The organism is Pedococcus sp. P2_E5, from assembly GCF_056403895.1.
Map to the genome: position 1 here is coordinate 15,942 of NZ_JBFUEP010000010.1, position 22,108 is coordinate 38,049.

Below are 22,108 nucleotides of genomic sequence, written 5' to 3' on the forward strand. Positions count from 1 at the left end.
CATTCTGTCAGGTGCTTGCGGCGTCGTCGCGCACCGTCGGGTCGTCGCCCGCGTCGAGCCGGTCCCAGTCGGTCGCCACCCGCTGCCCCCGGGCGCCCGAGGACGTGGACGGCGCCTCGTAGCGGGCCCCCAGCCCGCGCCACCTGCCCGCCCCGACCCAGCCCGCCACGGCTGCCACGACGAGCAGCACCGATGCCACGACGCAGAGCCATGGCCAGGCGGTCGCCGTGGCATGGGTCTCGATGGACCCGGTGCGCCCGGCCGCCTTCGCGGCGATGGCTCCGAGCGAGCTCTCTGGCGCCAGTCCGACCCGAGCCGCCACGAAGCCCTCGGCCGCACCTGCGAGGGCGAGCACGACGAGAGTGACCCGGCGGACCACGGGGCCACTGGTGGCGCTCGCGAGGGCAGCGGCGGCACCCACGAGCGCCAGGGCCACGACGCCGGAGGCGACCTCGCTGCCGGTGCCGGAGATGCGACTGGCTCCCAGGACGGCGTCGTCGACGGTGCCCCTCACCCAGATCCGGCCACCACTGGACAGCAGGACACCGGAACCGAGGAGGGCCAGCAGCACCACGGACAGCTTGGAGGTCAGGCGGGAAGAGCTCACTGCACGGTCCTCATGGCTGTGGCGGTGGCGACGGCACGGAGGGCGGCCGCCGCCTTGTTGACCGTCTCCTCGAACTCGGCCGTGGGCACGGAGTCGGCGACGATCCCGGCGCCCGCCTGCACGTGCGCGATGCCGTCCTTGATGACCGCCGTCCGGATGGCGATCGCCATGTCGAGGTCACCGTGGAAGTCGAGGTAGCCGACCACCCCGCCGTAGACCCCACGGCGACTGGGTTCGTAGTGCTCGATCAGGCTGAGCGCTCGCGGCTTGGGCGCGCCGGACAGGGTGCCCGCGGGGAAGGTGGCGACGAGGACGTCGTAGGCCGACTGCTCGGGGCGGATGTCGCCCACGACGGTGGACTCCAGGTGCGTCACGTGGGAGTAGCGACGGACGTTCATGAACTCCACGACGTCGACGGTGCCCGCCTCGCAGACCCGTTGCAGGTCGTTGCGCCCGAGGTCCACGAGCATGACGTGCTCGGACCGCTCCTTGGGGTCGGCGAGCAGGTCCTCGGCGAGCCGTTGGTCGTCCTCCGGAGTCTTGCCCCGCGGACGTGAGCCGGCGATCGGGTGGGTGATGGCCCGGCGACCGGTCACCTTGACCAGCGCCTCGGGCGACGAACCGACGACGTCGTATGCCGTGCCGTCACCGGCGGGGAGTCGCAGGAGGTACATGTAGGGACTCGGGTTGGACGAGCGCAGTGCACGGTAGACGTCGAGGGCATCCGCGCGACAGGGGGTCGAGAACCGCTGCGACAGGACGACCTGGAACACCTCACCTGCCCGGATGTCCTCCTTCGCCTTCTCGACCATCTCCTCGAAGGTGGCCTGGGTGATGTTGCTGCGCACCTCGTGGCTGGCTCGATGGAACTCGTCCCGGTCGACCGTCGCCACCGTGCTCGGCGCCGGCGCAGCGAGGTCCGCGGTCATCACGTCGAGGCGCGCCACGGCGTCCGCCCAGGCGTCCTCGACCCGCTCGTCGGTCGCGTCGTAGTTGACGGCGTTGGCCACGAGCAGCACGGAGCCGTCGGCGTGGTCGAGGACCGCGAGGTCGGTCGCCAGCATCATCGAGATCTCGGGCAGGCCCAGCTCGTCGGGAAGGCTGTCGGGCACCCGCTCCCAGCGCCGCACCGCGTCATACGTGATCGCACCGACCATGCCACCCGTGAGGGGCGGGAGGCCCTCGATCGGCTCGGTCGCGAGGACTGCGACCGTGTCACGCAACGCGTCCAGCGGGCTGCCGTCGGTGGGCACCCCCGCCGGCGGCTCTCCCACCCAGTGCGCCTGACCGTCCTTCTCCGTCAACGTGGCCCGGCTCGCCGCGCCGACGATGGAGTAGCGCGACCAGACTCCGCCGTGCTCGGCCGACTCGAGCAGGAAGGTCCCCGGGGCATCCTTGGCGAGCTTGCGGTAGAGGCCGACGGGCGTCTCGGCGTCGGCCATCAGCCGGCGCACGACCGGGATGACCCTGCGGTCCTTGGCCAGGATCTGGAAGGTCTCGAGGCTCGGCCAGGTCGCGCCGAAGGACAGGTCAGGGCTGACGTCGGTCACGGCTCCCCCACCCGGGCGTCGAGGTCACCGGCGTCGAAGCAGGTCCGGTCGCCCGTGTGGCAGGCGGCGCCCACCTGGTCGACCCGCACCAGCAGCGCGTCGCCGTCACAGTCGAGCGCCACCGAGCGCACGTGCTGCACGTGACCGCTCGTGTCACCCTTGCGCCAGTACTCGCCCCGGCTGCGGGACCAGAACGTCACGCGCCCCTCGTCGAGGGTGCGGCGCAGCGCCTCGTCGTCCATCCAGCCGAGCATGAGCACCTCACCGGTGTCGTGCTGCTGGACGATGGCAGCCACGAGCCCCTGCGCGTCCCGCTTGAGACGCGCGGCGATGGCGGGGTCGAGCACTGCGGGCGAGGTCACCCGGCCATTCTGCCGTGCCGGTCCCCCACGCCGTGGGGGTGCCCACGCCGCGAGCGCCTCCTGCATCCTCGCCGTCGGGCAACAGACCTCAGGCGCGGCGCGCGACGAGGTGCCGGCGTCCGGTGAGGAGCGCCGCCCCGTAGAGGACAGCCACCACGACGAGCAGGGTGTTGAAGCCGAAGATGAGGGCGAGGTACTCCAGTGCGCCACCCACCATGGCGCCGAGGAGGTTGGCGCCGAAGGCGACGGTGCTGGAGCCAGCGCCCTTGAACCGCACCGCGAACAACAGGTTGGCGATGAAGATCGGCAGGAAGGCGATGGTCACGCCGGCCAGGAACCGTGGCACCAGCGACAGGTCGAGCAACGCGTCCTGCGGGATCAGCCAGGCGGCCGCGAGCGCGGCCAGCAACGCGGCATACAAGCGGATCGGGCGACGGATGGTGACGCGGCGGGCAACCTCGATGGCCGCCAGGACGCTGAGCAGCACGCCGGCGAAGACCGCGGCGTTCACCGCCCACGTGGTGCCGAACAGCAGCGCGAACTGGACGACGTTCTTGGTCTCCAGCAGCAGGAACGCGGCGCCCATGAAGAACAGGTCGACGTAGGGCCGCATCGTCCGCAAGGGCCCGGCGACCGTGCGCACCGCGATCACGGAGGCCAGCAGGACGAGTCCGAGCATCCAGAGGTAGAAGGACGGGATCGTGCGAGACCCGAGGTAGGGGAACGGGCGGTCGTCGACGGAGGGCTCGAGGGCGGCGGCACGCGGTGTCCAGGTCGTGGTGCACCCCCCGGTGCTGGCGTCCTTGCGCAGCGTGAGCACGGCCTGCTGGCGTGGTCCGTAGCTCGGCCCGAGCTGTACGCACGGGGCCGCGTCGTAGACGGTGCGCACGGTGTTGGCGTAGCGGTCCAGCAGCCACGGCTCGTAGTAGTTGTACATGGCGAACGTGCCGTCGGGCTTGAGGAGCGAGCGCGCCTGTGCGAGCGCCTGCGTGGTGAAGAGGTAGTTCTCCAGCCGCAGCGCCGACTGGCCGGTGACAATGGTCGCCGAGTCCGGGAGCGCCAGCAGGATGAGGTCGTAGCGGCGGTCGGTGCGTTCCATGAACGCGCGGCCGTCATCCACGTGGGTGCTCACCCGTGGGTCGGAGTACGGCCGGTCAGGGTGGTGGTCGCGACCGAGCTGCATGATCGCTGGGTCGATCTCGACCGCGTCGACGCGTTTGGCGCCCTGCGCCAGGGCCACCGCGACGTCGTTGCCGGTGCCCGCGCCGACGACGAGCACGTCGTCGCGCGAGCCGGCATACGTGTAGGGGTAGAGGTAGAACGGCGAGTCCCGCCGGATGTCAGCCACCGGGAGCGCGGTCTGGAGCGGCGTGTTGTTGACCTCGACCCGGAACAGGCCTCCGGCGAGCTCGGTGGTGTGGATCTTGTAGTAGGGCGACCACTGGAAGGTCCCGACCACCGACTCGGCGCCCAGCATCAGCACGAGCGCGCCGAGGGCGATGGCGGGCCATCGCCGCAGCAACCGCAGTCGACGTCCGAGCAGCACGACGAAGACCGCCACCCCGACGAGTCCCCAGCCGAGTGGCGGCAGCCGCAGGAACGACAGGGCGGCGAAGCACGCGATGCCGGTCAGGCTGCCGACGACGTCGAGCCGGTAGGCCTCCAGCGGCTCGAACCTGGCAAAGGTCCGTGCCACCTCCTGGGCCAGCGCCATGAGCGTCGCCACGGTGAGGACGAAGATGACGGTCAGGCTGACCCAGCGTGGGAGGGGCGACAGGTCGAAGAGGCCCACGAGCTGCCACCGCCCGCCGCGCCCGGTCCCCGTCCGGACCGGGAACGCGAGGACGAAGCCCACCAGCGCCGCGAGGAGGACCGGTGCCAGCGGGAAGAGGTCGCGTCCGGCCCTGGCGCGCAGGAAGCCCAGTCCGATGCCGAGGAAGCTCGCCAGCAGGACGAAGTTGGTCATGTGGACGAGGTACAGGTTGTTGGACGACGTCCACCGGATGAGGGCCAGCTCCACGAACAGCATGAGCGCGCTGGCAAGAACGAGTCTGGTGCGATCGCCGGGACTGGGGATGCGCGGCATGCCCTTGATGGCCCGGACCTCCACGGCTGCCGCCTCACTGGCGTGTCCCAGCTCCCGTTCGTGCTCCTGCTGCATGCTGTCCCCCTCGTATGCCGGTCGGCACTGACCGAGGGAACCGTAGCAACAGGGGGTGGCCCGGTCAGCCGCGTTGCTGCGCCGCCCACGAGGCGTGCAGGGCGGCATACACCCCGTCCTGCTGGACGAGGTCTCGGTGTGGGCCGCGCTCCACTATGCGTCCACGATCCACCACGATGACCTCGTCGGCGGCCTCGGCCGTGGAGAGCCGGTGGGCGATGGCGATCGAGGTGCGGCCGCGCGTGAGGCCCTCGAGCGCCCGCTGGAGACGCACCTCCGTGGAGGGGTCGACGGCGGACGTGGCCTCGTCGAGGACGAGCAGGTCCGGGTCGGCGAGGTAGGCGCGAGCCAGGGCCACCAGCTGTCGCTCGCCCGCGGAGAGCGACTCACCGCGCTGCCCCACCTCGGTGGCCAGGCCCTGCGGCAGGCCGGCCAGCCAGGCGTCGAGCCCGAGCTCGGTGAGGGCCAGCTTCACGTCCTCGTCGGTCGCGTCGGGTCGCCCGAACCGGACGTTCTCGCGCAGCGTCGCGTCGAAGAGGAACCCCTCCTGGGGCACCAGCACGACGCGCTCTCGGAGCGAGGAGAAGCGCACGTCGCGCAGGTCCACGCCGTCGATGCGCACGGTGCCCTCGGTGGGGTCCATCAGGCGGGTGAGCAGCTTGGCGAGGGTCGACTTCCCCGAGCCGGTCTCGCCCACGATCGCGACGCGGCTGCGGGGTCCGATGGCGAGGTTGACGTCGTGCAGGACGGTGTCGGCGCCGGGGTAGGCGAAGGACACGGCGTCGAAGTCGACCGCGATGGGTCCGCGCGGTAGCACCTGCCCCTCGTCACCGGGGTCGKCGACGTCGGCGGGCGTGTCGATCACGCCGATCACTCGCCGCCACCCGGCCACGGCGTTCTGGAGCTCGTTGAGGATCTCGGTGGCCTGCTGCACCGGCTGGGTGAACAGGTTGACCAGGAAGAGGAAGGCGAGCAGCTGCCCGAGCGTCAGGTGGCCGGCGGCAGCCTGGATGGTCCCGACGACGAGCACCACGGCCAGGGTCAGCCCCGCGACGAGCTGCCCCGAGGAGAAGGCCACCACCGAGCGCACCTGGGCCCGGATCGACGCGCTCCGGTGCGCCTCGATGGCGCCGTCGATGCGGTGCGCGGTGCGCTCCTCGACGCCGTAGGCCCGGATGGTGGCCGCCCCGACGACCGACTCCGAGACCGCCGCGAGCAGGTCGCCGACACGCTCGCGCACGACCGTGTAGGCGCGGCCGACGATCGTCTGGAACCGCCGGATGACGAACAGCAGCGGCACGAAGCAGAGCCACACGACCCCGGTCAGCAGCGGGCTGTAGTAGAACATCAGCCCCGTCGCGACGGCGATCTGTCCCAGGCTGAGCACGAGGATGATGCCGCCGAACTGGACGAACTGGCTGATGGTGTCGACGTCCGAGGTGACGCGGCTGACCATCGAACCCCGGCGCTCGGTGTTCTGGGTGAGCATCGACAGGTCGTGGATGTGCCGGAAGGCCTTGAGCCGCAACGACGCCAGCCCGGCCTCGGAGGCCTTGAAGAGGCGCACGTTCACGGCATACGCGCTCAGGGCCGTGGCCGCGACCGCGATCAGGGCGAACAGCACGTAGCGGGTCACCAGCCCGGGGTCCGGACCGTCCTTGCCGAGCAGTCCGTGGTCGGTCGTCTGCTGGACCACGAACGGCACCACGATCCGCCCGACGGTCGTGATCGCGGCGAGCCCGAGGGTGACCCCCAGCCCGCGGCGGAGCTCGGGCGACAGGTCGAGCCCGCGACGCAGGGTCGCCATGGTCCCCAGGGACGAGGTCGTGTCGATGGAGGTGCTCACGCCGACGCCCCTTCCTCGTCGGCGGCGAGGGCCGCGCGCTCGGCCGCCTCGCGGGCGTAGGCCGTGACAAGTCGCTGGTAGCCCACGCACCGCTCCTCGAGCTCGCGATGCGTGCCGTGGTCGACCACCCGACCGCCTTCGACGTAGACGATCTGGTCGGCGAGCGTGATCGTCGACATCCGGTAGGCGACGACGAGGACCGAGGTGCCCGAGCTGGACCGTCGCAGGCCGGCCAGGATCGCCTGTTCGACCGCGGGGTCGACCGCACTCGTGGCGTCGTCGAGGACGAGCAGCTGGGGCCGGCGGATCACGGCCCTGGCCAACGCGATCCGCTGGCGTTGACCGCCGGACAGGGAGGTGCCGCGCTCGCCCACGCGGGTCTCGATGCCCAGGGGCAGGTCCTTGACGAACCCCGTCGCCTGCGCGACCTCGAGCGCCTCCCACACCTGGTCGTCGGTGTAGTCGCCGCCCAGCGCGACGTTGCCGCTCACCGTGTCGTCGAACATGAACGTCTGCTGGGGCACCAACGCCGCAGCCGCGGAGACCCCGCCGCGCGCGATCTCCCGCAGGTCGAACCCGTCGAGGGTCACGTGGCCCCGGTGCGGGTCGACCAGGCGCAGCGTGAGGTTGGTCAGGGTCGTCTTGCCCGAGCCGGTCGGCCCGACGAGGGCAACCGTCGACCCGGCCGGGACCTCGAGCGAGACGCCGTGGATGGCCTGGAAGGTGCCCTCCTCACCGGCCTCGTCGACGATGTCGTAGGAGTAGTCGACCCGCGTCAGCTGGGCGTGCGAGGAGTCGCGACGCGGCAGCTCCGTGTCACCGAAGGCCAGCTCACCGCGCGCCTTGAGGACTGCGTCGACGCGGTCCCAGCCGACCACCGTGCGTGGGAGCTCTCCGAGCACCCAGCCGAGGGCGCGGACGGGGAAGGCCAGCACCGAGATGAGGTAGGCAACCTGGACGACCGCTGCGGGCGTGAGGGCACCCGACGCCACCTGGTGGGCGCCGACGGCGAGGACGGCGAGCGTGCCCAGCGTCGGGATGGACTCGATGACGGGGTCGAAGGTCCCCCGTGTGCGGCCGACCTCGACGTTGGCCCGCTGCAGCCGCCGGGTGACCTCCTCGAACCGGTCGGACTCCTGCTGCTCGCGCCCCATCGACTTGACGATCAGCGCGGCCTCGAAGCTCTCGTGGGCCACTTCGCTGACCTCGGCGCGGAGCTGCTGCGCCCTGGAGACCCTCGGTGACATGGCCCGCTGGAACACCATGTTGGCGAGGAACAGCAACGGGAAGACGGTCAGGCCGATGATGGCCATCACGGGGTCGACGAGCACCATCTGCACGATGCCGGCCACGAGCATGACGATCACGCCGATCGCCATCGGCAGTGGAGCGAAGACGTTCCACGTCGCCTCGACATCGGCGTTCGCGTTGGACAGCAGCTGCCCGGAGGGGTGCCGGTGGTGCCAGGCGAGCGGGAGCCGGAGGTACTGCCGCGTCACCTCGCGGCGGAACCCGGCAGCGACGTTGTACATCGTGTAGCCCGCAGCGATGCGTCGGATCACGACCCCGACGACGTTGATGACCACGACCCCCGCGATCCACCCGAAGATCGTCCACAGCTGGGCCGCGGTGGCGTGCCCTGCGGCGACGGCCGGCTGGACCTGCTCGCGCGTCACCTTGCCGATCGCCCAGGCCGTCAGGACGGTCATTACGCCGTAGAGCGTGCTCCCGGCCACCGCCAGCGCGAACCACCGTGGCTCGCGGCGGATCCCCACCCCGACGATCCGCAGGCTGCGCAGCAGCGACGGGGAGGCGTCGACGGGCGCATCGACAGGCACAGCGGTCCTCCGGGAGATCGCGAGTGGTGGGGCGAAGGATCACCCTCTCACGCGGCAGGCATGATGACAGTCATGACCCACCTCGCCCGGCTCGAGCGCGACGCCCTGTGTGACACCTTCGTGACGACGGGACCGGACGCGCCGACCCTCTGCTCCCCCTGGACGACGGCCGACCTCGCGGCCCACCTCGTGGTGCGCGAGCGCCGACCCGACCTGGCGCCGGGCATCTGGGTCCCCGCCCTCGCCTCACGGCTCGAGGACGGTATGGCCGAGTACGCCGCCAAGCCGTGGGACGAGCTCGTCGACCTCGTCCGTTCAGGCCCTCCGGCCTGGTCCCCGACCCAGAACAGCCGAGTCGACAACGCGGTCAACCTCGTGGAGTTCTTCGTCCACCACGAGGACGTCCTGCGCGGTGACGAGCAGGTGGGACCTCGCAGGGAGCTGACCGAGCGTGAGAGCCGCGCCCTCTGGAAGACCTTGTCCCGCATGGGCAAGCTGTTCTTCCGCCGCAGTCCGGTCGGGGTCGTCCTCAGCACCCCGGAGGGCAGGACCCTCCATGCCAAGGACACGACCGACCTCGGCACGGTCGTGATCGAGGGTCACCCGTCCGAGCTGCTCCTGGCGGCCTACGGTCGCCGCCGTGTGGCCGCGCTCGAGGTGACCGGCAGCGACGCCGCCATCGAGGCCCTGTGGGCCGCCCCTCTCGGCCTGACCTGACCCACCGGGCGACGGAACCCGGTCAACGCACCGGTATGCCGCCCTCCCGGAGGGCGTCCTTGACCTCACCGATGGTGAGCTCACCGAAGTGGAAGACGCTGGCGGCCAGCACCGCGTCGGCCCCCGCGCGGACCGCGGGGGCGAAGTGGTCGACCCGTCCTGCTCCTCCACTGGCGATCAGGGGGATCCGCACCGCTCGCCGGACCTGCTCGATGAGCTCGAGGTCGAAGCCGTCCTTGGTGCCGTCGGCATCCATCGAGTTGAGCAGGATCTCGCCGGCGCCGAGCCCGGCCGCGCGGGAGCACCACTCGATCGCGTCCAGCCCCGCGCTCTGGCGACCACCATGGGTGGTGACCTCGAAGTCCGTGGTGGTCGAACCGGAGTCGTCGCGGCGGCGGCGGACGTCGGCGGACAGCACCAGCACCTGCGAGCCGAACCGCTCCGCCACCTCGGAGATGAGCTCGGGACGGGCGATCGCCGCGGTGTTCACGCCCACCTTGTCGGCACCGGCGCGCAGCAGCCGGTCCACGTCGTCCACGGTGCGCACTCCCCCGCCGACGGTCAGCGGGATGAAGACCTGCTCCGCGGTGCGACGCACGATGTCGTAGGTCGTCTCGCGGTTGCCGCTGCTGGCGGTCACGTCGAGGAAGGTGAGCTCGTCGGCGCCCTGCTCGCCGTAGGCCTTCGCCAGCTCGACGGGGTCGCCCGCATCGCGCAGGTTGGCGAAGTTGACCCCCTTGACCACGCGGCCGGCGTCCACGTCGAGGCACGGGATGACACGGGTCGCAACACTCACTCGGCGAGCGTAGCGATCTAGTCTGGAACACATGCCCAGCGACCAGATAACGGAAGCAGTCGCGGTCATCGTCACGCTGGTCGACGCCAGCGAAGCCCTCTGCGGCACAACACACCTCATCTGCATCGACGGACCCAGTGGCGCAGGCAAGACGACCTTGGCGAGCTCCGTCGCGGCCGCCCTCGCCGCGCCCACGGTGCACATGGACGACCTCTACCCCGGCTGGGACGGGCTGCGGGCCGGCACGCAGCGGGTCCAGGAGTGGATCGTGCGGCCGCTCACCGAGGGGCTCCCGGCCCGCTACCGGCGCTGGGACTGGGCCACCCACAGGTATGCCGAGTGGGTGCAGCTGCCGTCGTCGGAGGTCGTCGTGCTCGAGGGTTGCGGTTCCGGCGCCCTGCCCGCGGGGAAGTCGGCGTCCGTGCTGGTCTGGGTCGAGGCGGAGGAGTCCGTGCGCAAGGCGCGTGGCATCGCCCGCGACGCCGGCTTCGCGCGGTACTGGGACGGCTGGGCCGTCCAGGAACGCCGCCTCTACGAGGCGGACCGCACCTGGGAGCGGGCCGACCTGTTCCTCGACACGACCCTGGACCGTCGGCAGCAGCTCAGCCGCTGACCCCTCGGTGCCACGCCCGGTCCCCGCGTCGACGCCTTGGTGAGCAGGCGGCATACATAATCGGGACATGGAACCGGCAGACATGATGGCGGCCGTCACCACGTCCATGGACGACCGCACTGGTCGTTCGCTGGACGAGTGGGTGGCGCTGGTGCGCGAGTCCGGCCCCGACCCCCTGGACCAGCGGGCCGTCCGTGCCTGGCTGAGGGACGTGCACGGCGTCCCCCAGAACTCGCAATGGGCCATCGCCGACGCCGCCGCCACGGGCGCGGGCTGGCAGCGTCCCGACGTCGACGGCTACACGGACGCCCTCTACAGCGGGTCGAAGGCACACCTGCGTCCGATCCACGACGCCATCATGACCCTGGCCGAGGCCCTCGGCGAGGACGCCAGGCGTGAGGGGCGAGGCACCTACATCCCGGTCGTCCGCAAGACCCAGTTCGTCGCAGTGGCACCTGGTCCGCGAGGCACCGTGCGGGTGGGTTTCCGCTTCCGCGGGAACGCACCCGAGGACGAAAGACTTTCTCCCGCCAAGGGCTTTGCGCAGGCCACCCACTGGCTCCACCTGGCTGCCGACGCCGACGAGGACGACCTCCGCTCGCTGGAGCCCTTGCTCGAGGCGGCCTACCGCCAGAACGGCTGACGTGCCGAGCGCCGACCTCTCCCGCGCTGCCGCCCGCTCGCGCAGGGAGGCCCGTGCCCGCACCGACCGGCTGCTCAGCCGGATGTTCTTCATCGTCCAGTGCGGCCTCGGAGCCGCCACCGCCTGGTGGGTGGCCAGCTCCCTCCTCCACCACGACCGGCCGTTCTTCGCGCCGGTGACGGCGATGATCTCCCTGGGGATGTCGTTCGGCCAGCGACTGCGCCGGGTCACCGAGGTGATGATCGGCGTGGCGGTCGGCGTCTTCATCGGGGACGTCTTCGTGCACTTCTTCGGGTCGGGGTACTGGCAGATCGTGGTCGTCGTGGTGCTGGCGATGAGCGTGGCCGCCCTTCTCGGAGGCGGCATCCTCCTGATCACCCAGGCCGGCGTCCAGTCGGTCATCGTCACCACCCTGGTGGCGGGATCCGGTCAGGCGTTCACCCGGTGGCTCGACGCCGTGGTCGGCGGTGTCGTCGCCCTGCTCTTCACCCTGGTCGCCCCCGCCTCTCCCTTGCGCAAACCCCGGCAGCAGGCCGCGCTCGTCGTCCACGAGATCGGCGAGATCCTCGCCGACACAGCGCGTTCACTGAGGGGCCACGACTCCGACCTCGCCTCGGCCACCCTCGCGCGCGCCCGTGACTCCGAGTCGATGCTCGACGAGGCGAGGGCGCTGTCCGCCGAAGGGGTGGCGGTCGTCCGGCTGTCGCCGTTCCGGCGTCGCCACCTCCCCGGCGTGCAGGCCATCGCCGACCTCCTCGAACCCCTCGACCGCGCCATCCGCAACCTGCGGGTCCTGGTCCGCCGCGCCGCGATCGCGACCTGGCGTGATGAAGAGGTCCCCACGGCCTACCTGCGGCTGCTGGACGCCCTCGCCGAGACGAGCGAGGACATCTCCCGCGAGCTGGGCGAACGTCGACTGCCCACCAACGCGCGCGTCGGGTTGCAACGGATCGGTGAGGCGAGCGCAGTCATCGACCCGTCCGCAGGATTGTCCGGTGAGGTGATGCGCGCCCAGATCCGGTCGATGGTCGTCGACCTGCTGATGCTCACCGGGATGCCGCTCACCGAGGCTCGCGACCTGGTCCCTGAGTCGATGTCGACCGGCCCGGAGGACGACTGAGCGGGGCTGCGAGACTGGCGGCGATGTCTTCCCGTCGCAGCCCCCACCTGCCCCCGGTCTGGCTGATGGCCCTGGCGCTGGTCGCCGTGGCTGCCAACCTGCGGACCGCCATGGCCAGCGTGCCACCGCTCACCGAGTCGATCGCGGCCGACCTCGGCCTGTCCAACACCGCTCTGGGCGCCCTCACGACCCTGCCCGTGCTGTGCATGGGCATGTTCGCACCGTTCGCGCAGCGCATCGCCGCCCGGCTGGGCGCCTCGGCCTCCATCGAGCTGTCCATCGCCTGCGTGGCAGCAGGACTCGGGCTGCGGTTCGCGGGCGGCGCCACCTGGCCGCTGTATGTCGGGACCTTCCTCGCGGGGGTCGGCATCGCCATCGGCGGCACGCTGCTCCCGGGCCTGGTCAAGGAGCTTTTCCCCCCGGAGCGCGCCGGGCTGGTCACCGGTCTCTACATGCTGGCGATGATGGGTGGCGCCGGCGCGTCGTCCGCCCTGTCGGTGCCGCTCGAGGGGTGGCTGGGGTCGTGGCCGGCCGCCCTCGGCTCCTGGTCCGCGCTCGCCCTCGTCGGGGTGCTGGCCTGGGTCCCGGTGCTGAGGGGGCATGCCCGGCACCGTGCGGCGAACCCGCCGGTCGTGGCCCACGCGCGGCTGCCCTGGCGAGACGTCACCGCCTGGCTCGTGGCGGGCTACCTGGCGGTGCAGTCCGTCGAGTTCTACTCCACGCTGGCCTGGCTCGCGCCCTCCTACACCGCGCGCGGCTGGGACCCGACCCACGCCGGCTACCTGCTGTCGGTCTTCACGGCCGCCCAGCTCGTCTCCGGGCTCGCAGCGCCCGCCCTGACCGACAAGATCACCGACCGCCGAGTGCTGCTGTTGTCGGCTGCGGCGCTCGGGCTCCTGGGGCAGTCCGGGCTGTGGCTCGCCCCGACGGCGGCCCCCTGGGTCTGGGCCACGGTCCTGGGCTTGGGGCAGGGTGCCTCCTTCGCCCTCGGGCTGGTGCTGATGGTCGACTACGCGGGCACGCCCGCTGCCAGTGGGCGGCTGGCCGGGATGGCGTTCTTCGTCAGCTACACCATCGCGTCGTTCGGGCCGGCCACCATGGGAGCCGTGCGCGACGTGTCGGGATCCTTCACCGCGGTCTGGGGTGCGCTGACGATCCTGATGCTCGGCCAGGTCGCGTTCTCCGCGCTCCTGCGACCTGGGCTGCGCAAGGTCGACTGACCGGGTCAGCCCAGGGTCGCGTCGGGTCAGTCCGGGTCAGTCCGGGTCAGTCCACGGTCACGTCGGGGCTGGTGGCCGATGGTCCCAGGGCCTGGACGAGGGCGGCCAGCCGCCCTGCCTCCGTGCGCGCGAACTCCGAGTCGGCCTTCTGGATCGCCATGACGGCCAGGGTGTCGGTGTCGGACAGCGCGATGGTCACCCACGGGTCCCCACCGGAGAACCGCACGTCCACGATCTCCTGCCAGTCCACGGTGCGCGTGGTGAACAGGTTGCGCACCGTCAGGGACTCACGCGTGGGCACGGCCCTGATCGAGGCGAACCGCCACAGCAGCACCGCGATCGCGACCCCGACGGCGGCGAAGAAGAACCTGTCACCAGTGCGCCACGTCCCACCCTGCGCAGGCCCTGGCAGCAGCACCGCGATCACGCCGAAGACGACGACGGTGGCAGCGGCGAACGCATAGGCGACGGAGCGTCCCCGCCGCGCCCGGAAGACCGCAAAGGCAGCTTGCTCGTCCGCACTCGCGGCTCGACCCGAAGGGGTCACGGTGGTCACAACCGGCAGGCGGCGATGTCGGTCACCAGGATCGCCCGCGCCCCGAGGTCGTAGAGCTCGTCCATGATGGCGTTGGTCCGAACCCGCGGGACCATCGCCCGCACGGCGGCCCAGTCCTTGTTCTGCAGGGCCGAGACGGTGGGCGACTCCAGCCCGGGGGTGATCGCACAGGCGGCCTCCACGAGCTCGACCGGCACGTCGTAGTCGAGCATCACGTAGTGGCGCGCGGTGACCACCCCGGTGAGGCGACGGCGCAGCACGTCCACGGCTGCCGTCTCGTGCGAGCCCTCGCGACGGATGAGGACGGCTTCGCTGCGCAGGATCTCCTCGCCGAAGACCTCGAGCCCCTGCTGCCGCAGGGTCGTGCCGGTCTCGACGACGTCGGCGATGACATCGGCGACGCCCAGCGTGATGGCCGTCTCGACGGCTCCGTCCAGACGCACCACCTCGGCGCTGACGCCCTGGTCGGCGAGGTGCTTCCCGACGAGCCCCGGATAGCTCGTCGCCACCCGATGACCGGAGATCTCGGCGACGCTCGCGCAGGTGCCGGGCTTCGCGGCATACCGGAAGGTCGAACCCCCGAAGCCGAGCGTCATGACCTCGATCGCCCCGCTGCCCGCGTCGAGCAGCAGGTCGCGGCCGGTGACGCCGCAGTCCACGGTGCCCGACCCGACGTAGACGGCGATGTCACGGGGACGCAGGTAGAAGAACTCCACCTCGTTGTCCGTGTCGGTGAGGACGAGCTCCTTGGTGTCACGACGCGTGCGGTACCCCGCCTCGCGCAGCATCTCGACCGCGGGCTCGGACAGGGAACCCTTGTTGGGCACAGCAATTCGCAGCATGTCCGTGAGGTCCTTTAGAGGTGGGCGTAGACGTCGTCGAGGGTGATGTCAGAGGCGACCATGAGCACCTGGAGGTGGTAGAGCAGCTGGCTGATCTCCTCGGCCGCCCGGTCCTTGCCCTCGTGCTCGGCAGCCATCCAGACCTCGGCCGCTTCCTCCACGATCTTCTTGCCGATCTCGTGAACGCCGGAGTCCAGCGCGCGCACGGTGCCCGACCCCTCGGGTCGGCTCACCGCCTTCTCGGCCAGCTCGGCATACAGAGCGTCGAAAGTCTTCACAGGCCAAGGGTACGGGGAGCGAGGGCGCCGAGGGCGACCGCGGTCGCCACTGCGGCCATCGCCGCCTCGTGGCCCTTGTCCTCGCTGGATCCGGGCAGCCCGGCACGGTCGAGCGCCTGGGCGTCGTCGTCGCACGTGAGCACACCGAAGCCGATGGGGACCCCGGTGCGGACACTGACCTGAGCCAGCCCGTGCGTCACCCCCGAGCAGACGTAGTCGAAGTGCGGTGTGCCACCGCGGATCACGACACCCAGCGCGACGAGGGCGTCGTATGCCGGCGCGAGACGCGCGCACGCAACGGTCAGCTCGACGGTGCCCGGCACCCGGACGAGGGGAACATCCTCGACCCCCGCCTCCGCGAGGGCACGCTGGGCTCCCGCGACGAGTCCGTCCATGACCTCGGTGTGCCACGAGGCCGCCACGATGGCGACCCGGAGGCCCGACCCATCGGCGGTGAGGGCGGGAGCGCCGTGGCCGCTCACGCGCTGGCTCCCTGGTCGCTCGCGTCRACGACGAGGTCGTGGCCCATCCGATCGCGCTTGGTCCGCAGGTAGGCACGGTTGGCGGGGTTGGGCGCGATCGACAGTCGTTCGACGGCCGCGACCTCGATCCCGTAACCCTGTAGCGCCTGGACCTTGGCCGGGTTGTTGGTCAGCAACCGCACCGCGCCCAGACCGAGCGCGCTGAGGATGGCGGCCCCGGCGGCATACTCCCTGCCGTCGATGGGCAGGTCCAGCTCGAGCTGGGCGTCGACGGTGTCGAGCCCGGCGTCCTGCAGGGCGTAGGCCTGCAGCTTCGAGACGAGCCCCACACCACGCCCTTCGTGTCCCCGCAGGTAGACGAGCACGCCACCCTCGGCGGCGATTCGCTCCATGGATCGCTCGAGCTGGGGGCCGCAGTCGCACCTCAGCGAGCCGAACGCGTCGCCGGTGAGGCACTCGGAGTGCAGTCGCACCAACGGGTTCGGGCCCGTGGCCCCTCGCGGGCTGACCAGCGCGACGTGCTCGTCACCGGTGAGCTTGTCGCGGAACCCGATCGCCGAGAACTCGCCGTGCCTCGTGGGCAAGGTCGTCTCGGCGAGGGTCTCGACGCGGTCGTGCAGCTGCCGCCAGGCGATGAGCTGCTCGATCGTGATGACGGGGACGTCGTTGACCGCTCCGGTCGCGAGCACCTCGGGCAGGCGCATCATCGTGCCGTCGTCGTTGACGAGCTCGCCGATCGCACCGACCGGCGCCAACCCCGCGAGCCGGCACAGGTCCACGGCGGCCTCGGTGTGGCCGGGCCGCTCGAGCACACCGCCGGGCTTGGCACGCAGCGGGATCACGTGGCCGGGCCGGACGAACGAGTCTGCCGTCGACGACGGGTCCGCCAACAGCCGGATGGTCTGAGCACGGTCGGCCGCACTGATGCCCGTGGTCACGCCTGCTGCGGCGTCGATGCTCACTGTGTAGGCGGTGCGGAGCGGGTCACGGTTGTCGGCAACCATCAGCGGCAGCCCGAGCCGGTCGGCCGTCTCGCTCGTGATCGGCGCGCAGAGGTAGCCGCTGGTGTGCCGGATCGTCCAGGCCAGCCAAGCGTCCGTCAGGGTCTGCGCGGCGAGGATGACGTCGCCCTCGTTCTCGCGGTCCTCACTGTCGGTGACCAGCACCGGACGCCCTTGCCGCAGCGCCGCGAGGGCCGCCTCGATGCTGGCCAGACCGATCATGCCGACACCTCACTCAGCTCGGGAGCGGGGTCGCGCTCCTCACGGGAAGCCTTGAGCCAGACGAAGAAGCCGTAGATGACCAGGCCGCCGTAGACGACGAACAGGATTGCCGTCGGGTAGTACTTCGAGTGCCAGAGCAGGGGCACCCCGACGAGGTCCACCGYGATCCACGCCAGCCAGAAGTCGTTCCAGCCGCGGGCCATCGCGTACGTCGCCACCATCGAGCCGACGAAGATCCAGGCGTCGCACCAGAAGTACCAGCGTGGCGCCGGCCAGCCCGCCCCGATCACCGAGAACACCCACTGGAAGACCAGCACGCCCGCGGCCGCCGCCACGAGGTAGGCCGTCCGCTCCTGGATCGTCGCCCAGCGCGGTGTGATCGCGGCGGCGGACGCGTCACGTCGCGCCTTGCGCTGCTCGCTCCACCGCCACCAGCCGTACACGCTGGTCAGGATGAAGAAGACCTGCCGGCCGGCCTGGCCGAACAACGGCTGCTGCGCCTGCGCGTCGAAGGTCGCACCGATGAACACCGTGAACAGCAGCACGTTGCCGACGATGCCGATCGGCCAGGCCCAGACGCGGCGTCGCAGGCCACCGATGGCGGAGGCGAAGCCGAAGGCGTTGCCCACGATCTCGCGCCACGTGATGGGGTGGCCGGCGATCGTCAGGTGCGCCTCGTAGAGCCGACTGAAGATGTTCATGCGGAGGTCTCCTTGGAGGTGAGCAGGCGTTCGACGTATTTGGCGAGGACATCGACCTCGAGGTTGACGATGTCGCCGACTTCCTTGTGTCCCAACGTGGTGAGGGCGAGCGTGGTCGGAATCAGGGAGACGCTGAACGTCACGTCGTCGACGGAGGAGACCGTGAGACTGACGCCGTCGACCGTGATCGACCCCTTTTCGACGACGTAGCGGGCCAGTGCGTTCGGCAGGCCGAACTGCACGACCTCCCACCGGTCCCCGGGCGTGCGCGCGAGGATCCGGGTGGTGCCGTCCACGTGGCCCTGGACGATGTGGCCACCGAACCTGCTCGAGGCCGCCATGGCCCGCTCGAGGTTGACCGGGTCGCCGGGGCTGAGTGTGCCGAGGCTGCTCCTGTCGAGGGTCTCGGCCATGACGTCGACGGTGAACTGCTCGGAGTCGTGGTCGACGACGGTCAGGCAGACGCCGTTGACGGCGATCGAGTCGCCGTGCGCCGCATCGGAGGTGACGAGTGGTCCGGCCACCGTCAGTCGGGCCGAGTCGGCGCCGGCGTCGAGCGCGACCACGCGGCCGAGCTCTTCGACGATTCCCGTGAACATCAGCGAGTTCCCTTCAGTGATGCCGTGATCCGCACGTCGTCACCGATCAGGGTGATGTCGGTGGGCTGCAGGCGGAGCGCATGGTCGATCGACGTGATCCCCAGGTCGCTCACCGACGGGCGGCCGCGTCCCAACAGGACCGGCGCCACGTAGGCCACGAGCTCGTCGATCAGGTCGGCGGCCATGAAGGCTGCGGCGACCGTGGGGCCGCCCTCGAGCCAGAGGTGGTGCACCTCGGCCCCGGCGAGCGCCGACAGGACGTCCTTGGGATCGCGCGTGCGCAGCTGCCACGTGGGGGCCGCGTCGTCGAGGACCCGGGCATCGGCTGGCAGGTCGCGCTCGCCCATCACCACGCGGATCGGCTGCTCCGGGTACAGCGAGCCGTCGGGGCGGCGCGCGGTCAGCTGCGGGTCGTCGAGCAGCGCCGTGCCGGTGCCCACGAGAATCGCCCCACTCCGGGATCGCTGCTCGTGGACGTCGGCCCGGGCGGCTTCCCCCGTGATCCACTGGCTCGTCCCGTCGGCTGCTGCGCTGCGGCCGTCGAGGGTGGTCGCGAGCTTCCAGGTCACCCATGGGCGCCCGGTGGTCACCAGGTGGGTCCAGGTCGCGTTGAGGGCCTGTGCCTCGTCTGCCAGGAGGCCACCCTCCACCGCGACACCCCGCCTGCGCAGCCACTTGGCCCCGCCGGCTGCGGCCGGGTTGGGGTCGGTCTGGGCGTACACCACGCGAGCCACGCCCGCGGCATACAGGGCGGTAGCACAGGGCTGGGTGCGCCCGCTGTGGTTGCAGGGCTCCAAGGTGACGTAGGCGGTGCACCCGGCGGCGCGCTCCCCCGCGGCGCTCAGGGCGTCGGCTTCGGCGTGGGGCGTCCCCGCACCGCGGTGCCAGCCGGCTGCCACGACGTTGCCGGCGGCGTCCGCGAGCACGCACCCGACGCGAGGGTTGGGGTTGGCCCGGGGACCGTGGGCGGCCAGCCCCAGGGCACGGCGCATCATCGCCGTGTCGCCCGCGGATTGCTGAGTCACTGTCCTGCCCTTGCTCGAAACCGTCTCGGTTGAGCTCCGGGGGGCGTGCAGGCTGGCCTGCTGCTGGCGAGAATTCGGGCCGCAGGGTCGGCAACTGCCGCACTGCGAACCCACTGGTCCCGCTGTCGCGTGCTGCCTACCATCCGGACTTTCACCGTCGGTCTGGGAGTTCCACCCAGTCAACCGGCCGCTGGCTGCGGTCGGGTCGCGGACTGTCACCGCCGGTTCGGAATTACACCGACCCCGGAGCACGTCAGGTTCCAGTATGCCGCAGGGCGGCGGGGTGCGCGCCGCCCGGTCCGCGTGACGGTCCTCACGAACGTCCGGCCGGCCGGCCCGCGGGTACACCACATCGGCCGAAGAGCCCACGCACGTCGGCGACCGTGAGATTCCGTGCCCATGACGGATTGCCGGTGGCGCATTCGTGAAGGAGGGCCGAGGTAGCAGGAGCCCGCTACCACACACCTCTGACATCGATCGAGAACGAGATGGCTTGCGCCACAACGGAATTGGTTGTGGATGGCCTTGATCGCACATTCGAACACGTGTACGATAGGGCCATGTCGTCGAGTTCGATCGCCATGGAGCGCGGAGAGGTCCAGCAGGACCTCTGGACCCGCACGGCGATGGTGGCCGGGCGGCTCAACCGGGCGCACGCCGAGCTCGTCGACATCGCTGCCGAGCTGATCGAGGGTGGTCATTGGGGTGATGGCGGTTTCCGCTCCCCCGAGCACTACTTCACGGTCCGAGCAGGGCTGTCCCCCGCGCACGCCCGCGACGTCGTCGCCGTCGCCCGACGACGCGCTGAGCTTCCGGACGCAGCCGCGGCCGTCAGCGCTGGTGAGCTGTCGCTCGACGCGGCAGCAGTCGTGGCTCACCACGTGCCGGCCACCCACCAGGCGTCGATGACCCACCTGGCCAGGCACGCCACGGTCCCCCAGCTGCGACGGGTCGTGGGCCGACACGCGTTCCACGACCCGGCAGCCGAGGTGGAGTCCGCGTCACCCGAGTCCGCGTCACCTGACTCCCCGCCGGATCCGGTCGCGCTCGACCACCCGAGCGGCCGGAAGAGCGAGTCCGAGCGTCGTGCGTGTGCCAAACCCGAGATCTCCATGCACTACGACCGAGATGGCCGGTTCCAGCTCCGCTACAGCGCGCCCGCGACGATCGGAGCGCTCGTCGAACAGGCCGTCAAGGAAGCCAAGGACGCCCTGTTCCTCCAGCAGCGGGACGGTGACCGGGCGGCCACCGCCGACGCTGCGACGCCAGACCCGACAGCGACAGATCCAGCAGCGGGGCACCCTCCGGCGGAGGACCCTCTGGGGGCGGACCCTCTGGGGGCGGACCCTGTGGCTGTGGACCCTGTGGCTGTGGACCCTGTGGCGGGTGTGAGTGAGCCCCGCGCCACCCGGCCCACCTACGCCGATGCCCTCGCGGAGATCGCGCACCGGTCCTTGGCCGGCGTCGCCTCCACGAGCCGCGCCAGCCACTACCGCGTCTACGTCCACCTGGACACGGACGGCGCCTGGATCAACGGCGGCAGCGCCATCCCGACCCGGCTCGTCGAGCGGTTCCTCAGCGATGGCGTCCTCCAACCGGTGTGGGAGACGCAGGGGCGGCCGATCAGCGTCGGCCGGACGATGCGCATCCTCCCCCGGCGCTCACGCAGGCTGATCGAGGACCGCGATCGCGGATGTCGGTTCCCAGGATGTACCGCCACTCGGTTCGTCGAGATCCACCACCTCGCCGAGTGGGCCGAGGGTGGTGCCACCGACGACGACAACCAGATCAGCCTCTGTCCGTTCCACCACGACGCCATCGATCGGGGAGACTTCACCATCACCGGTGACCCCACTCGCCACGATGGGCTCGTCGTCGTGAATCGGTACGGGCACCGGTTGCGACCCCCGGGGCCTGACGAGCTCGCGCCACCTGACGTGGGCTCGCGCGAGCGCGACGACAGGGCCACGACCTACCGACCGCCGTCGGGAGAACGAGCTTGCTGGGCCGAGATCGAGATTCCCTCCGATCGCGAGCTCAGGGACACCTTCACGCCACGACTGCGCCTGGTCGTGGGCGCACCCGAGAGGTCAGGTGCCGGCCCAGCAGTGGTCGAGCGTGACCCCTTCGACGCGATCCGCCGCTGGGACGAGTCCGGCTGACGGCTCGACGACACCGCCGGCACTCTCAACGCCACCCCCGGGACCGTCTACGACACCGCCGGAACCCTCAACGACACCGCCGGGACCGAGGGGTATGCCGGTCAGCTCAGTGGGCGTGGGTCGTCGCCAGGGCGCGCAGCTCGTCCACGGCCGCGGCTGCGTCCTCGGCACCGTAGACGGCCGACCCGGCGACGAACACGTCGGCTCCTGCTTCGGCGCACTCCTCGATGGTCTTGGCCGACACTCCCCCGTCGACCTGCACCCAGACCTCCCCACCGACGCGCCGGACCGCCTCGCGGACCTGGGCAACCTTCGACATCTGGTCCGCCATGAAGGACTGCCCCCCGAAACCCGGCTCCACCGTCATGACGAGCACCATGTCCAGGTCGGGCAGGAGGTCCTCGTAGGGCGCGAACGGGGTGCCCGGCTTGATGGCCATCCCCGCCCGGGCACCCAGGGCGCGGAGGTTCTTCGCCAGGGCGCGCGGGTCGCGAGCGGCCTCGATGTGGAACGTCACGGACGCGCCACCCGCCTCGGCGTACATCGGGGCCCACCGGTCGGGGTCGTCGATCATCAGGTGGCAGTCGAGCGGGATCGGGCTCACCTTCGCGAGGGCCTCGACGACAGGCAGGCCGAGGGTGAGGTTGGGCACGAAGTGACCGTCCATCACGTCGACGTGGGCCCAGTCGGCATTGGCGATGCGACCCAGCTCGCTCTCGAGGTTCGCGAAGTCGGCGGACAGGATGCTCGGCGAGATCTGCACGGCG

At 71.1% G+C, this 22,108-nt stretch carries 22 protein-coding genes and 1 riboswitch; of the genes, 6 read left to right on the top strand and 16 right to left on the bottom strand.

Features of this window, described 5'->3' with window-relative positions; all coding sequences use genetic code 11:
• Nucleotides 1–7: 7 nt before the first annotated feature.
• From AC1DVZ_RS04845 to AC1DVZ_RS04870, 6 genes are all read right to left on the bottom strand, one after another.
• Complete coding sequence (locus AC1DVZ_RS04845) at nucleotides 8–607, bottom strand: Trp biosynthesis-associated membrane protein (protein WP_477617046.1); 600 nt, start codon at nucleotides 605–607, stop codon at nucleotides 8–10.
• Complete coding sequence (locus AC1DVZ_RS04850) at nucleotides 604–2,157, bottom strand: anthranilate synthase component I (protein ID WP_477617047.1); 1,554 nt, start codon at nucleotides 2,155–2,157, stop codon at nucleotides 604–606. The genes AC1DVZ_RS04845 and AC1DVZ_RS04850 overlap by 4 nt, the downstream gene beginning before the upstream one ends.
• Entirely contained in the window at nucleotides 2,154–2,519 is a 366-nt protein-coding gene (hisI, locus tag AC1DVZ_RS04855) for a phosphoribosyl-AMP cyclohydrolase (protein WP_477617048.1), read from the bottom strand. Before hisI ends, AC1DVZ_RS04850 begins: the two co-directional genes overlap by 4 nt.
• 88 nt (nucleotides 2,520–2,607) lie before the next feature.
• Entirely contained in the window at nucleotides 2,608–4,680 is a 2,073-nt protein-coding gene (locus AC1DVZ_RS04860) for a spermine/spermidine synthase domain-containing protein (RefSeq protein ID WP_477617049.1), read from the bottom strand.
• 64 nt (nucleotides 4,681–4,744) lie between these two features.
• Nucleotides 4,745–6,487, bottom strand: coding sequence for an ABC transporter ATP-binding protein (locus AC1DVZ_RS04865; protein WP_477617105.1), 1,743 nt, complete (start codon nucleotides 6,485–6,487; stop codon nucleotides 4,745–4,747).
• 35 nt (nucleotides 6,488–6,522) lie between these two features.
• Nucleotides 6,523–8,364: an ABC transporter ATP-binding protein gene (locus AC1DVZ_RS04870; protein WP_477617050.1), complete on the bottom strand. Its 1,842-nt coding sequence runs from the start codon at nucleotides 8,362–8,364 to the stop codon at nucleotides 6,523–6,525.
• Between the two features lie 72 nt (nucleotides 8,365–8,436).
• Between AC1DVZ_RS04870 and AC1DVZ_RS04875 the strand changes: the two genes are divergently transcribed.
• Nucleotides 8,437–9,081 (top strand): TIGR03085 family metal-binding protein, encoded by a 645-nt coding sequence (locus AC1DVZ_RS04875; protein ID WP_477617051.1) that lies wholly within the window; start codon nucleotides 8,437–8,439, stop codon nucleotides 9,079–9,081.
• Between the two features lie 22 nt (nucleotides 9,082–9,103).
• On the opposite strand, the gene hisF is transcribed toward AC1DVZ_RS04875, so the two are convergent.
• A complete protein-coding gene (gene hisF, locus AC1DVZ_RS04880; protein WP_477617052.1) occupies nucleotides 9,104–9,877 on the bottom strand; it encodes an imidazole glycerol phosphate synthase subunit HisF in 774 nt (257 codons plus the stop codon).
• Between the two features lie 31 nt (nucleotides 9,878–9,908).
• Here hisF and AC1DVZ_RS04885 point away from each other — a divergent pair, with 31 nt between their 5' ends.
• From AC1DVZ_RS04885 to AC1DVZ_RS04900, 4 genes are all read left to right on the top strand, one after another.
• Nucleotides 9,909–10,490 carry a nucleoside/nucleotide kinase family protein gene (locus AC1DVZ_RS04885; protein WP_477617053.1) on the top strand — a complete coding sequence of 194 codons (582 nt, stop codon included), beginning with the start codon at nucleotides 9,909–9,911 and terminating at the stop codon, nucleotides 10,488–10,490.
• A gap of 67 nt (nucleotides 10,491–10,557) precedes the next feature.
• Nucleotides 10,558–11,133 carry a DUF5655 domain-containing protein gene (locus AC1DVZ_RS04890; RefSeq protein ID WP_477617054.1) on the top strand — a complete coding sequence of 192 codons (576 nt, stop codon included), beginning with the start codon at nucleotides 10,558–10,560 and terminating at the stop codon, nucleotides 11,131–11,133.
• Nucleotide 11,134: 1 nt separating this feature from the next.
• Entirely contained in the window at nucleotides 11,135–12,253 is a 1,119-nt protein-coding gene (locus AC1DVZ_RS04895) for an FUSC family protein (protein WP_477617055.1), read from the top strand.
• 23 nt (nucleotides 12,254–12,276) lie between these two features.
• Complete coding sequence (locus AC1DVZ_RS04900; RefSeq protein WP_477617056.1) at nucleotides 12,277–13,473, top strand: MFS transporter; 1,197 nt, start codon at nucleotides 12,277–12,279, stop codon at nucleotides 13,471–13,473.
• A gap of 46 nt (nucleotides 13,474–13,519) precedes the next feature.
• Here AC1DVZ_RS04900 and AC1DVZ_RS04905 read toward each other — a convergent pair whose 3' ends face one another.
• The 8 genes from AC1DVZ_RS04905 to ribD are packed head-to-tail and all read right to left on the bottom strand — an operon-like array spanning nucleotide 13,520 to nucleotide 19,179.
• Entirely contained in the window at nucleotides 13,520–14,029 is a 510-nt protein-coding gene (locus tag AC1DVZ_RS04905; RefSeq protein WP_477617057.1) for a PH domain-containing protein, read from the bottom strand.
• Entirely contained in the window at nucleotides 14,026–14,871 is an 846-nt protein-coding gene (gene hisG / locus AC1DVZ_RS04910) for an ATP phosphoribosyltransferase (RefSeq protein WP_477617058.1), read from the bottom strand. The genes AC1DVZ_RS04905 and hisG overlap by 4 nt, the downstream gene beginning before the upstream one ends.
• A 14-nt stretch (nucleotides 14,872–14,885) precedes the next feature.
• The gene (locus AC1DVZ_RS04915; RefSeq protein ID WP_477617059.1) at nucleotides 14,886–15,149 is read right to left on the bottom strand and encodes a phosphoribosyl-ATP diphosphatase; all 264 of its coding nucleotides are present in this window, start codon (nucleotides 15,147–15,149) and stop codon (nucleotides 14,886–14,888) included.
• Entirely contained in the window at nucleotides 15,146–15,631 is a 486-nt protein-coding gene (gene ribH / locus AC1DVZ_RS04920; protein ID WP_477617060.1) for a 6,7-dimethyl-8-ribityllumazine synthase, read from the bottom strand. The genes AC1DVZ_RS04915 and ribH overlap by 4 nt, the downstream gene beginning before the upstream one ends.
• Complete coding sequence (ribB, locus tag AC1DVZ_RS04925; protein WP_477617061.1) at nucleotides 15,628–16,854, bottom strand: 3,4-dihydroxy-2-butanone-4-phosphate synthase; 1,227 nt, start codon at nucleotides 16,852–16,854, stop codon at nucleotides 15,628–15,630. The genes ribH and ribB overlap by 4 nt, the downstream gene beginning before the upstream one ends.
• Nucleotides 16,851–17,555, bottom strand: coding sequence for a nicotinamide mononucleotide transporter family protein (locus AC1DVZ_RS04930; protein ID WP_477617062.1), 705 nt, complete (start codon nucleotides 17,553–17,555; stop codon nucleotides 16,851–16,853). The genes ribB and AC1DVZ_RS04930 overlap by 4 nt, the downstream gene beginning before the upstream one ends.
• On the bottom strand, nucleotides 17,552–18,154 hold the full coding sequence (locus AC1DVZ_RS04935; RefSeq protein ID WP_477617063.1) for a riboflavin synthase: 603 nt from the start codon (nucleotides 18,152–18,154) through the stop codon (nucleotides 17,552–17,554). Before AC1DVZ_RS04935 ends, AC1DVZ_RS04930 begins: the two co-directional genes overlap by 4 nt.
• The gene (gene ribD / locus AC1DVZ_RS04940) at nucleotides 18,154–19,179 is read right to left on the bottom strand and encodes a bifunctional diaminohydroxyphosphoribosylaminopyrimidine deaminase/5-amino-6-(5-phosphoribosylamino)uracil reductase RibD (protein WP_477617064.1); all 1,026 of its coding nucleotides are present in this window, start codon (nucleotides 19,177–19,179) and stop codon (nucleotides 18,154–18,156) included. The genes AC1DVZ_RS04935 and ribD overlap by 1 nt, the downstream gene beginning before the upstream one ends.
• Before the next feature lie 126 nt (nucleotides 19,180–19,305).
• Nucleotides 19,306–19,434: riboswitch (FMN riboswitch) on the bottom strand.
• A gap of 305 nt (nucleotides 19,435–19,739) precedes the next feature.
• Between ribD and AC1DVZ_RS04945 the strand changes: the two genes are divergently transcribed.
• Nucleotides 19,740–21,341, top strand: coding sequence for an HNH endonuclease signature motif containing protein (locus AC1DVZ_RS04945; RefSeq protein WP_477617065.1), 1,602 nt, complete (start codon nucleotides 19,740–19,742; stop codon nucleotides 21,339–21,341).
• A gap of 106 nt (nucleotides 21,342–21,447) precedes the next feature.
• On the opposite strand, the gene rpe is transcribed toward AC1DVZ_RS04945, so the two are convergent.
• Nucleotides 21,448–22,104 carry a ribulose-phosphate 3-epimerase gene (gene rpe, locus AC1DVZ_RS04950; RefSeq protein ID WP_477617066.1) on the bottom strand — a complete coding sequence of 219 codons (657 nt, stop codon included), beginning with the start codon at nucleotides 22,102–22,104 and terminating at the stop codon, nucleotides 21,448–21,450.
• Between the last annotated feature and the right edge of the window lie 4 nt (nucleotides 22,105–22,108).